This window comes from Duganella sp. CF402 (assembly GCF_900109645.1).
Lineage (GTDB): Bacteria > Pseudomonadota > Gammaproteobacteria > Burkholderiales > Burkholderiaceae_D > Rugamonas.
Genome location: NZ_FOBG01000003.1, coordinates 158,021 through 173,067, shown reverse-complemented (window position 1 = coordinate 173,067; position 15,047 = coordinate 158,021). Strand labels below are relative to the sequence as shown.

13 protein-coding genes are annotated in these 15,047 nt (G+C 63.5%); 10 read left to right on the top strand and 3 right to left on the bottom strand.

The features are described 5' to 3' along the window. Positions 1-6: 6 nt before the first annotated feature. Both BMZ70_RS22875 and BMZ70_RS22870 read right to left on the bottom strand, forming a co-directional pair. On the bottom strand, positions 7-3,156 hold the full coding sequence (locus BMZ70_RS22875) for a DUF6701 domain-containing protein (RefSeq protein WP_130301056.1): 3,150 nt from the start codon (positions 3,154-3,156) through the stop codon (positions 7-9). 64 nt (positions 3,157-3,220) lie between these two features. After that, positions 3,221-4,834 (bottom strand): M28 family peptidase, encoded by a 1,614-nt coding sequence (locus BMZ70_RS22870; protein WP_092279837.1) that lies wholly within the window; start codon positions 4,832-4,834, stop codon positions 3,221-3,223. A gap of 66 nt (positions 4,835-4,900) precedes the next feature. Here BMZ70_RS22870 and BMZ70_RS22865 point away from each other — a divergent pair, with 66 nt between their 5' ends. The 4 genes from BMZ70_RS22865 to BMZ70_RS22850 all read left to right on the top strand — a co-directional run bounded on the left by BMZ70_RS22865 (position 4,901) and on the right by BMZ70_RS22850 (position 6,632). Then, on the top strand, positions 4,901-5,704 hold the full coding sequence (locus BMZ70_RS22865) for an SDR family oxidoreductase (RefSeq protein ID WP_092279835.1): 804 nt from the start codon (positions 4,901-4,903) through the stop codon (positions 5,702-5,704). Between the two features lie 117 nt (positions 5,705-5,821). Further along, positions 5,822-6,064 carry a hypothetical protein gene (locus tag BMZ70_RS22860; protein ID WP_092279833.1) on the top strand — a complete coding sequence of 81 codons (243 nt, stop codon included), beginning with the start codon at positions 5,822-5,824 and terminating at the stop codon, positions 6,062-6,064. Positions 6,065-6,103: 39 nt separating this feature from the next. After that, the gene (locus tag BMZ70_RS22855) at positions 6,104-6,343 is read left to right on the top strand and encodes a hypothetical protein (protein ID WP_092279831.1); all 240 of its coding nucleotides are present in this window, start codon (positions 6,104-6,106) and stop codon (positions 6,341-6,343) included. A 49-nt stretch (positions 6,344-6,392) separates the two neighbouring features. Next, positions 6,393-6,632: a hypothetical protein gene (locus tag BMZ70_RS22850; protein ID WP_092279829.1), complete on the top strand. Its 240-nt coding sequence runs from the start codon at positions 6,393-6,395 to the stop codon at positions 6,630-6,632. A 104-nt stretch (positions 6,633-6,736) separates the two neighbouring features. Here the strand turns inward: BMZ70_RS22850 and BMZ70_RS22845 are convergent, their stop codons facing one another. Then, complete coding sequence (locus tag BMZ70_RS22845; RefSeq protein ID WP_092279827.1) at positions 6,737-7,720, bottom strand: alpha/beta fold hydrolase; 984 nt, start codon at positions 7,718-7,720, stop codon at positions 6,737-6,739. 168 nt (positions 7,721-7,888) lie between these two features. On the opposite strand from BMZ70_RS22845, the gene BMZ70_RS22840 reads away from it, so the two are divergent. From BMZ70_RS22840 to BMZ70_RS22820, 6 genes are all read left to right on the top strand, one after another. Further along, positions 7,889-10,105 (top strand): DEAD/DEAH box helicase, encoded by a 2,217-nt coding sequence (locus tag BMZ70_RS22840; protein WP_092279825.1) that lies wholly within the window; start codon positions 7,889-7,891, stop codon positions 10,103-10,105. A gap of 247 nt (positions 10,106-10,352) precedes the next feature. Further along, positions 10,353-10,499 (top strand): hypothetical protein, encoded by a 147-nt coding sequence (locus BMZ70_RS28425; protein WP_165403588.1) that lies wholly within the window; start codon positions 10,353-10,355, stop codon positions 10,497-10,499. Continuing rightward, entirely contained in the window at positions 10,499-12,310 is a 1,812-nt protein-coding gene (locus BMZ70_RS22835) for a Mu transposase C-terminal domain-containing protein (protein ID WP_092279823.1), read from the top strand. Before BMZ70_RS28425 ends, BMZ70_RS22835 begins: the two co-directional genes overlap by 1 nt. Before the next feature lie 258 nt (positions 12,311-12,568). After that, positions 12,569-14,083 carry a flavin monoamine oxidase family protein gene (locus BMZ70_RS22830; RefSeq protein ID WP_229205559.1) on the top strand — a complete coding sequence of 505 codons (1,515 nt, stop codon included), beginning with the start codon at positions 12,569-12,571 and terminating at the stop codon, positions 14,081-14,083. Next, positions 14,080-14,493, top strand: a complete 414-nt coding sequence (locus BMZ70_RS22825) for a c-type cytochrome (RefSeq protein WP_092279819.1) — start codon at positions 14,080-14,082, stop codon at positions 14,491-14,493. The genes BMZ70_RS22830 and BMZ70_RS22825 overlap by 4 nt, the downstream gene beginning before the upstream one ends. Positions 14,494-14,507: 14 nt before the next feature. Continuing rightward, positions 14,508-15,014 (top strand): RidA family protein, encoded by a 507-nt coding sequence (locus BMZ70_RS22820; RefSeq protein WP_092280363.1) that lies wholly within the window; start codon positions 14,508-14,510, stop codon positions 15,012-15,014. Positions 15,015-15,047 lie beyond the last annotated feature (33 nt).

Here is a 15,047-nt window from a genome sequence, read left to right as displayed (position 1 = left end):
TGCGGCTCAGTATATTTCGCGCGTGTAAATCACCGGGCCGGAGGGGTAGATGCCGAAGATTGCAGTGCCGGTAGTGCTGGGCAGATAGGGGAACAGCTCAAGGGCTGGTGTGACCGTGTTGTCCTTCAGCTGGACATCGATCATGCCGATGCTGGTGAGCGTGGGCGTGGGCGCCGCCAGCGTGAACTTGCCGACGCCCTTGGTGAGTGTCAGCTTGGCATTGGCCGCAGTGAGCGTGCAGGTGCGAGTCGCCATCCCCTTCAGGCAATTGCTGAAAGCGACGTGCTTGCTGACTTCCTCCGCGCTGGTGTCGTTCACGAAGGAGTTGTACACGTAGCCCACATCCTTCATGAAGTATTGCGCCGTGACGCCCACCGGCAGCGGCGAGGTCGGCGAGCCATAGGCCTTGGCCACCAGCAGGCGGCCACTGACCACCGTCAGCGGCGCTTCCACCGAGTCCGACGCCGTGCTGCGCTGGGAGCTGGCGCCGTCGGCGTCGACCGCGCGCAGGTAGATGGTGGCCGGCGGTACATCGCTTGGGTAGGCTGAGGCGAATTTGAAGGCCGGCAGGTTGGGGCCGGCAGGTGGCGCCGGCTTGGTCAGCAAGCCGATGCCGCTGGAGAAGGTAAAGCGACCGATGCTGTCATTACTCCACGTAACGGCACTGGGATCGGTATTGGCTGGCGTGTTTCCGCCGTTGCTGGTATTGGCGCTGACAGTGATGACCCGGGACAGCGCGCCGGCATAGTTGGTGGTCAGCACGCCGGCGTTATTGTAGGCCAGGACTTTCATGAAGAAGGGCTGCTTGGAATTGACGAAGGTGTCGCCGGCGCCGGTGAACTTGCAGGGGTTGGCGCTGTCCGCCTGGGAGGCGCAAACCCCGTGGGTGCTGGTGGCCACCGCGCTGATCTCGGCGCTGGTCATCAGTGCGGTGTCGAAATGGTCGGGAATGATGCGGCCAATGTATTGCAAGCCGGTCGGCTTGAAGGTCGCTTCCTGCTGCTGGCTCATGTAGTAATCGCCGGTCAGCTTCGGCTTGACGCGGATTACGCCCACATCGCTGAAACTCAGGCTGTCGTTGATGGCGCCGCCCGCGTAGCTGACAGTGCTCCCCGGCGTGAGCTTGCCGTTGATACCGCCACCTTCGGGATTGACTGCGTCCAGTTCGTAGGTGATCGTATGTGGCGCGCTCTCCTGGCCGAAGTTCTTGGTCTGGTCACCCTTGGCGTTGTAGGCGGTGACGGCTACGCCGATACTCTGCCCGGCCTTGGCGAAGGCCGTGTTCAGCTGGGGCGCCTTGCTGTCGAGCGGCACCGGACTGATGGCGGCCGCGCCGCGCGGCGAGGTGGCGGCCAGTTGCAGCGACGCCGGCGCCGCGTAGAAGTTGCCGCTGCCGCTGGCGGTGAGTCCACTGGACGCCAGGCTGGCGTTCAGGCCCACCAGGCCGATTTCGGCATACGACAAAGTGGTGCTGGCCTTGCCGTTGCTGTCGAAGGTCAGGTTGACGCTGGCTGTATCCTGGTTGCAGACCATGCCGCTGCCACCGACGACGACCTTGGTCTTGGCCGCCTTGGCCGGCACCGGATCGCTGTAGCTGCAGGTCAGGCTGACGTTGACTGTCTTGTCAGCCACCAGCGGCACGCAGCTCTGGTTGGGCGCGCTGGCCTGCTGCGCCAGGATGGTCACGCTGGGTACGAAGGCAGTGGTCATGGAGACATGGTTGGTGGCGGTCACGGTCAGGCCCGACGTCTTGAACTCCATATTGCATGGATTGCCGTTGAGGACGGTACCGGTATTAATGCAGGTGGTGGCGTTGGTCACGCCGGTGCTGGTGGCCGACAGCGCAAATACGCCGGGCGTCCCGCTTTGCACGGTGGCGGCGGTATTGCTGCCACTGGTGATGGTGGTGGGCTGGTTGCCCGGAATGAGCGTGGCGGTGACGTTGCCTGAGTAATGCGGCGTGGTGCAGGCTGCATTGGCGCAGGCGGTGAGAGTGACTGTCTGCGGCTGGCAGGTTAGCGCGCTGCCGCTATGGGTGATCTGGAAGTGATGCGGCACGCCGCCCGCCGCTGCGCCGCAAGTGGGCGCGTAATTCGGATCAGCCTTGGTCACGCAACTGCAGCCGACGGCGCCGGGACCGGTGCAGGTGATGGTCTTGGTGACGCTGTTATTCCAGTCGATGTAAATCGCATTCACCGCCGCATTGCCGTTGATGATGGCATTGCTGGAATTGGTGGTGACATTGCGCGCCGTCAGGTCGCCATTGATGACGGTGCCCGATCCCATGTCGACGTCACCGCTGATGGTGGTGGTGCCGTTGATGGTGGCGCCCGAGGCGCGCATGGTCAGCGAGCCGCCCTTGACGATGCCATTGACGGTGTTGCCGCTGCCGATGTCGAGCGCGCCGGTGGTGGTGATGTTGCCGGTGACCGTGGAGCTGGACGGTTTCAACGTGACGGTAGGGGCGTTAATGTCGCCCACCACCTTGCTGCCGGACGCCAGCGTGAACGAGACGCTGGCCGTGACGCCGCCATTGAGCGTGACCGGCGAGGTGGTGGTAATGGTGGTGCCGCTGACGGCGCCGCCCACCGTCAGTCCGGAGCCGATCGCGACGGTGGTGGCGGCGGTGATCGAGCCGCCGATGGTGCCGGGCGAGTCGGTCTTGACCGAGCCGGCGCTGAGGTTGCCGTTGATCTTGATGGCCGAACCGAGGTCGGCCAGGCCGCTCACGCTGACCGAGCCGGTGATGGTGTCGCCTGAGTTGGTGTTGATGCTGGCCGCCACCACCGAGCCGTTAATGGTGGTGCTGGAGCCGAGCTTGAAGCTGCCGGCCGCCGTGAGGGTGCTGCCGCCTGTGCTGACGTTGCTGGGGTTGATGTTGGACAGGTCGATGTTGCCGCTGCTTTGCAGCGCGCCGCCGCTGTTGATGGTCAGGCCCTGGTTATAGCTGGGCGAGAAGCCGGTCATCACCACCGTGTAGCCGCCTGCAATGACGACAAAGTCGGTGGCAGCCATAGTGTAGCTGCTGGTGCAGTTGTAGGTGCTGCCACTCAGCGTGCAGTTGCTGACGCTGCCGCCGTTGAAGTTGATGCTGGCCGCCGAGGCGGTCCCCATCAACATGGACAAAACGATAAGCCACACGAATTTACATTTCATAGATCACCCGAGCATGTCTGCCTGAATTATAGGCGGACATGCTGTGTATCCGTGTGGCAGTTTTTTAACGCTTGACCTTGCCGAAGGCGTCGCCGGCTTTCCAGGTCTGCATCTTCGGCGCGTTGGCCACTTCGTAGCCGAGGTTGAGGGTGAACTGGGCCTGCTGTACCATGCCCGACAAATCCCAGTCGGCGTGGTACTGGTCGCTTGGCTGGTGGTAGTCCTGCTTGAACGCCACCAGACGGGCGCGGTTCTTGTCCTGATCCTTGACGAAGTCGAAGTAGCCGTCGCCCGAGAACACCGCCGAGCCGACGTTAAACGCCGGCACGCCGGCCTTGGCAAAGCTGAAATGGTCGGCGCGGAAGTAGGAGCCCGACAGGTCCGGAATGGCCGGCGCCAGCTTCAGGCCCATGCGCTTGGCTACCACGGCGGCGGCCTCGTACAGGCTGCTGCGCTCGGCGCCAGGCACGCCGATGTCGCGCGTCTTGCCGACGAAGTTCATGGAATCGAGATTGAGGTCGGCCGAGGTCTTGTCCAGCGGCCAGGCCGGGTTGCGGATGTAGGCGTTGCTGCCGAGGAAGCCGGTCTCCTCGCCGGCCGGCCACAGGAACACCTGCGTGCGCTTGGCCGGATGCTGCACGGCGGCCTGCGCCATCGCCAGCAGTGCTGCCACGCCGGAGCCGTTGTCGATCGCGCCGTTCCAGATATTGTCGCCTTGCTTGCTCTCGTCGATGCCGAGGTGGTCCCAGTGGGCCGAATAGACCACCGCTTCGGACTTCAGCTTGGCGTCGGTGCCGGGCACGATGCCGACCACGTTGTACTGCTCGATCTGGCGCACCTTGCTCTTGATCTGCACGTGCATCTTGAGTTTGAGGTCGACCGGGCGGAAATCGCGGCGCTCGGCTTGGGCGCGCAGTGTGTCGAGATCGAAGCCGCTGGCGGCGAACAGCGCGCGCGCCGTCTCTTCCTGCACCCAGCCTTCGAGCGGATTGCCGCTGCCGGCCAGGTGGAAGCGCTCGTGGCCGAAGCTGGTGGATGGCACGCTCCAGTCATACGAGGCCGATGGCGTGGTGTGGATCAGCAGCGCGCCGGCCGCGCCCTGGCGCAGCGCTTCTTCGTACTTGTACATCCAGCGGCCGTAGTAGGTGTAGGCCTTGCCGCCGAAGCGGTTCGGTTCCTCGGCGGTCGGCTGCGGATCGTTGACCATCATGACCAGGATCTTGCCCTTCAGGTCCTGGCCCTTGTAATCGTCCCATTTTTCTTCGGGCGCCACGGCGCCGTAGCCGACGAATACCAGTGGCGCATCGATGGTGATGTCTTCCTTGCCGCTCATGGTGCCGACCAGGATTTCCGGGCCGATGGCCGGGGTCAGGATCTTGCCATTGTCGGCGGTGAAGCGCGCAAAGCTGCCGGGCAGCAGCTTGGTGCCTTCCGCCTTCACCAGCTGGCGATAGGTGCCGTCGGCCAGCGGCTTGAGGCCGAGGACAGCGGCTTGCGTTTCCAGATAGCGCACCGCGAGGTCGCCGCCGCGCTGGCCGGTGCCGCGGCCTTCGAACAGATCGTCGGCCAATAACGACAGGTGGGCGCGCAGCGGCGCTTCGGCGACGACAGGTTGCTGGGCGTGGGCTTGCAGATGCAGGGTCAGACCTGCGGCGAGAGCGATAACTGGCAAACGCATAATTACTCCATATTGTGAGGCGGAAGGCGGTAATCTTACTGTAATTCGTTCAAACAAAGGAGACCCATGAAAACCATCATCATCACCGGCGCATCGGACGGCATCGGCGCGGAAATCGCGCGGCAGCTGGCGCGCAGGCATGGCAGCGGTGTGGCGCTGGTGCTGGCGGCGCGCAATGCGGAGTTGTTGGCGCAGGTGGCGGCGCAGTGTTCGGCGCTGGGCGCGCAGACGCTGGTGGTGCCGACCGACGTATCGGTGCAGGCGCAATGCATCGCCTTGATCGAGGCATGCGTGGCACGCTTCGGCCGCATCGACGCGCTGGTGAACAACGCCGGCCGCTCGGCGCATGCGCTGTTCTCGGAGGTGGAGAATCTGGCGTGGTACGAGGAACTGATGCGGATTAATTTGTGGGGCAGCGTGTGGTGCACGCACGCCGCGCTGCCGTACCTGAAGCAGTCGCGCGGCAGCATCGTGGCGGTGTCCTCGCTGGCGGGGCTGGTGGGCGTGCCGGGGCGTACCGCCTACAGCGCCACCAAGTTCGCGATGGGCGGCTTCTTCGAAGCGCTGCGCATCGAAATGAAGCCGCATGGCGTGAGCGTGACGACCGCCTATCCGGGCGTGGTGGCGACGCAGATTCGCCATCGCGGTTTCAACGCCGCTGGTGGAGCGTTGGGTAGCAGCAGTTTGAAAGAAGACAAGGCCATGTCGGTGGAAGAGTGCGCTGGCCTGATCGTGGCCGGCATGGAGTCGCGTCAGCGCGAGGTGGTGATGTCCGCCAAAGGCAAGCTGGGACGCTGGATGAAACTGATCGCTCCCGGCCTGGTGGAGAAGATGGCGCTGGCCGCGCTGAAGGACGACGTGAAACCTTAAATTCTCTTGATTGTAAGCATTTGTAATTCCCGTCAACTGGGCTGTAACGGGACGCGTTTTTTGCTCATGCGACACGGGAATTGTCCCGATGCCGAAACCCTGAAAAAGGAATCAATCATGACCAAAGTAATCGCTTCCCTGATCGCCGGCCTGTTCGCAACCGCAGCATTCGCTCAAACGCCTGTGACCACGCCAGCCGCCCCTGCAGCCAAACCGGCTGTGGCGGAAAAAACCGAAGCGAAACCCGTCGCTAAACAAGAATCCAAAACTGCGGAAGTCCCTGCCGCCGCAGTCAAAGTAGCACCAGCAGCACCGGCAGCTCCTGCCGCGCCAGCAGCACCAGCCGCAGTAAGCAAGTAATTAACGATATAAACCGTATAAATTAAAGAGGACTGAATCATGAAAAAAGTAATCGCCACCCTGATCGCCGGCTTGTTCGCTTCCGCTGCTTTCGCTCAAGCTCCAGCTGCTTCGGCATCCGCCTCGGCATCGGCCGCCGCTTCGACTCCGGCCGCTTCGGCGCCAGAGGTCAAGAAGGCCACTCACAAGAAAGCACACAAGGCCAGCGCATCGGCTTCGGCATCGGCCGCCGCTTCGACCCCGGCGCCAGCTGCTTCGGCTCCAGCCGCCAGCAAGTAATCCAGTATCTACCCAATACACTACCCAACACACTCAAGAGGACTGAATCATGAAAAAAGTAATCGCTACCCTGATCGCCGGCCTGTTCGCTTCCGCTGCTTTCGCTCAAGCTCCAGCCGCTTCGGCATCCGCCTCGGCTTCGGCCGCCGCTTCGACCCCGGCCGCTTCGGCGCCGGTGGTCAAGAAGGCGACCCACAAGAAAGAGCACAAAGCCAGCGCATCGGCTTCGGCATCGGCGGCCGCTTCGACCCCGGCGCCAGCTGCTTCGGCTCCAGCTGCCAGCAAGTAATTCGCGCTAGCGCTTGACGTGCCGCCCCGGACCCTCCGGGCCTGGGCGGCGCAAGAGAAAAGACGGATTCCAACTCCGTCTTTTCTGCATTGGTGTTTATCGATTCAGTTCCTCTGCAGTTCCTGTAACAGCGTGCGATGGAAGACCACCGGGTCTTCCATCTGTGGTGCGTGTCCCATCCCTTTAAATTCCACCAGCCGCGCCTGCGGTATTTTCTTCACCGTTTCTTTTCCCAGCACGTCGTAGCGACCGATCCTGGCTTTCACTTCCGGCGGCGCCACGTCCTTGCCGATGGCGGTGGTATCGGCATCGCCGATCAGCAGCGTGGTCGGCACCTTCAGCAGCGGCAATTCGTACACCACGGGCTGGGTGAAGATCATGTCGTAGATCAGCGCCGAGTTCCACGCCACCAGTTGCTTGCCCGGGCCGTTGTTCAAGCCGGCCAGCATGTCGACCCACTTCTCGTACTCGGGCTTCCATGTGCCGCCGTAATAGGTGGCGCGCTCATAGGCGCGCACACTGTCGGCTGATAGTTTCAGCTCGCGCGCGTACCATTGGTCCACGCTGGGGGCGGGCACACCCAGCGCCTTCCAGTCTTCCAGCCCGATCGGATTGACCAGCACCAGCCGCGATACCGCCTCGGGATACATCAGCGCATACCGCGTGGCCAGCATGCCGCCGGTCGAATGGCCGATGAAGATCGCCTGCTGCACGCCGATGTTCTTTAGCAGCCCGGCCGTGTTGGCCGCCAGTTGCTGGAAGCTGTATTGGTAGTGCGCTGGCTTGCTGGAGGCGCAGAAGCCGACCTGGTCCGGCGCCACCACCCGGTAGCCTGCCTTGCTCAGCTCCGTGATGGTTTGCTCCCATGTCGCACCGCAAAAATTCTTGCCATGCAGGAGGACGGCGGTCTTGCCGTTGGCGGCGCCGGCCGGCGCTACGTCCATGTACGCCATTTGCAGGTCCACTCCCTGCGAGGCGAAACTGTAGCGCTGGACCGGATGAGGGTAGGCGAAACCTTCGAGCTGGGGGCCGTAGGTGGCGGCGGAGGCCGAGCCGGCGAGCAGGGCGGCGGTGAGCAGGATACGCATGGTGGTGGGCTCCAAAACGACAAAGCAGCTACTATAGGCCGGGCGCGAAAATCCTGCATTTCGGGGGCAATTCTTGCAAAAAACAGCCTGTTCCCTCCAGACAGAGTAAACTATGCACAAATTTCTTTCGCAATTCGGCGATTCGAACAATTTTTGTGAGTGACGCCCATGTCCGCATCCCCAGTATCCCCTATTACCCTTTTTTCTGACCTGAATCTCGGCGAGCCGCTGCTCAAGGCGCTGAATGAAGTCGGCTACGAGTCGCCTTCGCCGATCCAGGCCGCGACCATCCCGCTGCTGCTGGATAACCACGACGTGCTGGGCCAGGCCCAGACCGGTACCGGCAAGACCGCCGCTTTCGCGCTGCCAGTGCTGGCCCGCATCGATATCAAACAGACCACGCCGCAAGCGCTGGTGCTGGCCCCGACCCGCGAGCTGGCGATCCAGGTCGCCGAGGCGTTCCAGACCTACGCCAAGCACATTCCGGGCTTCCACGTGCTGCCGATCTACGGCGGCCAGAGCTACGGCCCGCAGCTGTCGGCGCTGCGCCGTGGCGTGCACATCGTGGTCGGCACCCCCGGCCGCGTGATCGACCACCTCGATAAAGGCTCGCTCGACCTGTCCAAGCTGAAAACGCTGGTGCTGGACGAGGCCGACGAAATGCTGCGCATGGGCTTTATCGATGACGTCGAGCGCATCCTGCAAGAGACCCCGGAATCGCGCCAGACCGCGCTGTTCTCGGCCACCATGCCGTCGGCCATCCGCCGCATCGCCAATACTTACCTGCACAATCCGAAGGAAGTCACGGTTGCGGCCAAGACCGGCACCAACGAAAACATCCGCCAGCGCTACTGGCTGGTGTCCGGCATGCACAAGCTCGATGCGCTGACCCGCATCCTGGAAGCCGAGAACTTCGACGGCATGATCATCTTCTCGCGCACCAAGCTCGGTACCGAGGAACTGGCGCAGAAGCTGCAAGCGCGCGGCTTCTCGGCCGCCGCCATCAACGGCGACATCCAGCAGGCGCAGCGCGAGCGCACCGTGCAGATGCTCAAGGACGGCAAGATCGATATCCTGGTGGCGACCGACGTCGCCGCCCGTGGCCTGGACGTGGAGCGCATCTCGCACGTGGTCAACTACGACGTGCCGCACGATCCGGAAAGCTACACCCACCGCATCGGCCGCACCGGCCGCGCCGGCCGCAGCGGCGAGGCGATCCTGTTCATCACGCCGCGCGAAAAAGGCCTGCTGAAGATGATCGAGCGCGCCACCCGCCAGCCGATCGGCCAGCTGGAGCTGCCGACCATCCAGGCGGTCAACGATGTGCGTATCGCCAAGTTCAAGCAGCAGATCACCGACACCCTGGCCGAAGGCGGCCTGGAACAGTTCCAGGCGCTGATCGAGGACTTCGAGCAGGAGCACAATATCCCGGCGGTGGAAATCGCCGCCGCACTGGCCAAGCTGGCCCGTGGCGATGTGCCGCTGCTGCTGGATAAAAAACAGCAGACCCAATGGGAAGAGCGTCCAGCGCGCCAGAGCTTCGACCGCCCTGAACGCGGCGACCGCTTCGAGCAGCGAGGCGACCGTTTCGCCGATCGCGGCGAGCGTCCTGACCGCAGCGAGCGTTTCCCGAAGAAGGAACGCATCGTGCGCGAATCCGAGCCGGGCATGCGCACCTACCGCATTGAAGTCGGCTACCAGCACGGCGTCAAGCCGGGCAACATCGTCGGCGCCATCGCCAACGAGGGCGGCATCGACTCCAAGAACATCGGCCGCATCGAGATCTACGACGATTACGCGGTGCTGGACATGCCGGACACCCTGAGCCGCGAAGCGCTGGACATGATGGCCGGCATCCGCGTGGCGGGCCAGGCGATCCGCATCAGCGTCGACGGCGAGGGCGCACCGTCGCCATCACCAGCGCCGGCTTCGGCCCCGGCTCCTGCCAGGGCGCCGAAAGCCGCCAAGCCGGCTGCTTCGCCGCTGGAGCAGGTGGCGCGCGCCGCATCCGCCGAGGCTGCGGAAGAAGCGCCGGCCAAGAAGAAAAAGGAAAAACCGGGCAAGGTATCGGTGCCGATGTCGGCGTTCCGCGTCGAAGTGGGCCGCAAGAACGAGATCACCCCGGCCAACATCGTCGGCGCCATCGCCAACGAGACCGGGCTGGAGGCCAAGTACATCGGCCGCATCGAGATCTTCGACGACCACTCCATGCTGGAACTGCCGGACGGCATGCCGGACGATATGTTCCGCAGCCTGGGCAAGGTCTGGGTCGGCGGCGGCCAGCTGAAGATCAGCCAGGTTGACCGCATGCCGCCGGAATCGGGCAAGCACACGCCGCCGAAGAAGCCGGCGCCGGGCGCCAAGCCGAAGGCGAAAAAGTACTAAACATCTGCAACATCGACGGGGCCGCAAGGCCCCGTTTTCATTTCTGCCGTCGTGCACGCACCCGGTGCGCAGGTCTGCTGCATTGCACCAAAATAAAGCTTGACCTGCTTGAAACAGTGATGCCCGGTCATTGTTGTCATAGTAGAAGACGGCTGGCCCGCTTATTGCATAAGTGATAGCACAAATGTGATAAATGGCGGCGCTGGAGCCGCCTGGGCCTGGAGACGTTACGCACAGGAGTATGGCAATGACTTCGTTCAGGAAACTGTGGACTACTTTAGTCGATTCGTTGAAGCCGCAAGCGGTGCGCGCGCGCGATACCGTGGGCCTGCATGCGATTTATATCGACACGCGGCCGTTTAACACCTCGACTTCTTCCTTCCGGGAGCGTTAATGCTACTGCGCAACGATCTGTTGCAGTACAGCCAGCCGTCGCCGCGCACCATCCGCATTTTATGGATCGCTCCCGAGCAAAGCCACGCCTATGTGTTTGACGTGGCGGCGCGCTCGGCGGAGGTCGAGCTGGTGCCGCTGGCGACGCTGCAGGCCGACCTGCGCGCCGGCCATGCCTGCGTGCTGCCGGCCGATCCTTACGTGATGGTGGTCAGCCAGGAGCTGCTGCCGGCCAAACACCTGCAGCTGCGCGCGCGGGCCTGGGACATCATCCAGGGCCTGGTGGCGCAGGAGCCGGAGATTTACGAAGCGCGCCTGCGCGGCCAGATGATCGCCCAGGCCACGCTGCAGCACGGCGTGTCGCACCCCACGGTGTACCGCTACCTGCGGCGCTACTGGCAGCGCGGCCAGACCCCCAACGCGCTGCTGCCGGACTATTGCAACTCGGGCGCGCGCGGCAAGGTGCGCCAGTCGTCGGCCGGCGTGAAGCGCGGCCGGCCGCGCAAGAATGGCGCCGACACCGGCCCCGGCCTGAACGCCGATGAGGAGATCCGCCGCACCTTCCGCGTGGCCACCGCGCGCTATGCGCTGGCCAACCCCAAGTTCTCGCGGCTGGGCGCCTACCAGCAGATGCTGCGCGACTTCTTCGTCGAGCGCCGTATCGACGCTGATTCCGGCCGCGTGCTGAGCATGCCGCACGGCTCGGTGAAGGACGTGCCGACCTTTGGCCAGTTCAATTACTGGCTCGATCATGACGACGACCGGCCGCCGGAAGTGGCGCGCCGTCCGCAGGCGGTGGTGCTGCCGCCGCTGCCCGCTCCGGCCCCGGCGCCGTTGCCGCCCGGCCGTCCGGGCGAGGGCTTCTATCTGGATGCGGTGCGCGCCGAGGTGCAGCTGGTGTCGCGCGCCGACCGCAACCAGGCCATCGGCCGGCCGGTGGTGTATGTGGCTACCGATTGCTTCAGTCGCATGGTGTGCGGCGTTTACGTCGGCATCGGCGAGGTGCAGTGGCCGCAGGCCATGCTGGCCCTGGCCAACTGCGGCGCCGACAAGCAGCGCTACGCCCAGCAGTATGGGCGCCGCATCGATGCCGGACAGTGGCCGTGCCGCCATTTGCCGGAAACGCTGTTTGCCAATGCCGCCTTGATGCGCGGTTGGAACGGCGACACGCTGCTCAACAACTTCAACTTGCGCAGCGCGGCGGTAGACGATGGCCCCGGCGACTGGCGCGCAGTGCTGGAAAAGCGTTTCCGCCTGCTGACGCCGCAGCAGGAGGGCGGATCGTGCCGGCTGGACGGGGTACTCGACCTGCAGCAGTTCACCCGCATCGTGATCGACTGCATCCTGTATTTCAACAGCCGCCACCAGCTGGCGCATGCCGGCGCCACGCCGCGCCAGTTATGGGACTGGGGCGGCGAACATCTCGGCGGCGGATTAAAGACCTATCCTGAGCATCTGGTGCGCTGCAGCTTGATGCCGGTAGCGCAGGCCCAGGTCACCAGCGACGGCATCATGCTGTTCGACAGCCTGTACACCTGCGCCCGCGCCATGAGCGAGCGCTGGTTCGAACGCGCGCGCCAGCGCGGTGCATGGAGTGTCAAGCTGGCCTACGACCCGGCCGACCTGGACACGGTCTACCTGCTGGACGCCGCAGCGCCGCTGCAATTCCACGCCTGCCACCTGACTGATGCCAGCGCGGCGCACATGCACCTGTCCGCAGCAGAAATCGCACGCCTGCCACGCACTCAAATGGCGCTTCCCGGCGCATCCCTACGTAGCAGTACGCAGGGCTTCCGTAGCCTCGTCAACTAACTCCCGCGTGAATAAAGTCTGTACGCCTGCGGCTTTGCCGCAGGTGTTTGCACGTGCATGTAAGCACTGAGATAAAAACACATGAAACAGGTTTATTTATTTTCCATGCTGTGGCACGCCATTTGCTAAACAGGAACTATCTTTTAGCAACCGGCGAGGAAGCAGATGGATGGGAAAACAGTAAAACCATATAAATCGTTTAGCTCATTTACGAGGAGGGATTTCCTGTATCGGGTCGCTGCAGTCGGCGGTACCGGTTTGCTGTTGAATACGATGGATGCGTGGGGCATGGGCATCGCCTCCACCGCCTCGGCGCCGCCGGCCCTGAGCGGCAGCGGCAAGGGCAAGAAGGTGCTGATCCTCGGCGCCGGCCTGGCTGGCATGACCGCCGCCTTCGAGCTGGAGAAGCTCGGCTACAAGGTGCAGATCCTGGAAGCGCGCGCCTTCGCCGGCGGCCGCTGCCAGACCGCGCGCAAAGGCTTCAGCCTGACCGAGCTCGGTGGCGAGAAGCAGACCTGCGCCTTCGATGAAGGCCACTACATCAACCACGGCCCGTGGCGCATTCCGCTGCACCACCAGTCCACGCTGCACTACACCAAGCTGTTCGAGGTGCCGCTGGAGGTAATGATCAACGATAACGACCACGCCTATGTCTATTCCGAAAACGCCGGCCCGTTCGCGGGCAAGCGCATGCGCATCAAGGAAATCAAGGCCGACATGCGCGGCCACGTGTCGGAACTGCTGGCCAAGTCGGTCAAGAGCCACGCGCTGGATCAGGAACTCACCGCCGACGACCAGCGCCTGCTGCTGGACTATCTGGCGCGCGAAGGTGCGCTGACGCCGGGCGATCTGCAATACAAGGGCCGCAGCGGCCGTGGCTACGCCGTCAATCCCGGCGCCGGCCTGTCGCCGGGACCGGGCACGCCGTCCGATCCGCTGGGCTTCAAGGACTTGCTGGCGTCGAAGCTGGGGAACGTCTACACGGCAGTGCATGACTTCCCGATGCAGGCCACCATGTTCCAGCCGGTGGGCGGCATGGACGCCATCGCCAAGGCGTTTGAAAAACGCGTCGGCAAAAACATCCGCTACAAGGCCGAAGTACAAACCATCCGCCAGAACGACAAGGGTGTGAGCGTGACCTACAAGGACACCGGCACCAACAAGGTCAGCGTCATCAGCGCCGACTACTGCCTGTGCGCGATTCCGCTGTCGGTGCTGCGCCAGATCGATACCGATTTCTCGGACAAATTCAAGAAGGCGGTCGCCGCCGTGGCGTATGCACCGGTGGGCAAGATCGGCCTGCAGATGAAGCGCCGCTTCTGGGAAGAGGACGACCATATCTACGGCGGTCACATCATGACCGACCTGAAAGCGATCAACACCATTTCGGTGCCGTCCTACGGCTTCCAGAAGAAGAAGGGCGTGCTGCTCGGTTACTACCAGTACCAGACGCAGGCCATTGAAATCAGCGCGCTGTCGCCAAAGGAGCGCGCCGAGTTTGCACTGGCGGCCGGCCAGAAGATCTTCCCGCAATACACGGAGAACTTCGAGTCCTCGTTCTCGGTGGCGTGGCACCGCGTGCAGTACAACCTGGGCGGCTGGGCCGAGTGGACCGAGAAGACCCGCGCCGCCGCGTATCCGACGCTGCTGGAAGGCGAGGGCCGCATCCTGCTGGCGGGCGAGCACCTGAGCTATCTGACCGGCTGGCAAGCCGGCGCCATCGAATCGGCCTGGCAGCAGATCGCCAAGATCCATGAAAGGGCAAGCGCATGAAGGAAGTATTGATCAAGGCCGCGATGGTGCTGGTGGCGGCCTTTGCGGCGGCCGCATCGTCGCCGGTGCGGGCACAGGAGATGGACGGCAAGGCGCTGTTCCTGAAGAACTGCGCGGCCTGCCATCAGCCTACCGGCAAGGGCATCCCCGGCGCCTTCCCGGCGCTGGCCGGCAGCAAGTTCGTGCAGGGCAAGGGCGCCGAGGTGGCCGGCGTGCTGCTGAAGGGCCGTGGCGGCATGCCGGACTTCAGCGATTCACTGAGCGACCGCGATATCGCCACCGTGCTGACCTTTGTGCGCTCCAACTGGGGCAACAAGGCCGATGGCCTGAGCGAGGCCGATATCGGCTCGCTGCGCACCACGCTGGGCGTCGACCCATTCGGTAACTCCGTAATGTCCAACAAACACTGAGAGAGAACATGACGATGAAAAAAGCACTCGCTACCTTGTTGATCGCTGCCGCCTGCGGCAGCGCGTTCGCTGCACCGAAAGCGGACATCGTGCGCCACAAGATTCCAAACTCGGACTTTCCGATCGCGCTCGCGGTAACGATTCCGCCGACCGCCACCATCCACTTCATCAGCGGCCAGGTGCCGGCGGTGGTGAACAAGGATGCACCGGGCGATTCGCTCGAAGCTTTCGGCGACACCAAGACCCAGTCCGAAACGGTGCTCAAGAAGATCAAGGAAATCCTGCAGGGCATGAAGCTGGAAATGTCGGACGTGGTGAAGATGCAGGTGTTCCTGGTCGGCGATCCGGCCAAGGGCGGCAAGGCCGACACCAAGGGCTTCATGGAAGCCTACACCCAGTACTTCGGCGCTGGTGCTCAGCCCCCACAGCCTAACCTGCCGGCGCGCGCCGTGGTGCAGGTGGCGGGCTTGAGCAATCCGGGCTGGCTGGTGGAAATCGAAGTGGTGGCCGCCAAAAAATAATTTTGTAGTTTGTGTTTGAGGTCTTACTTTTTT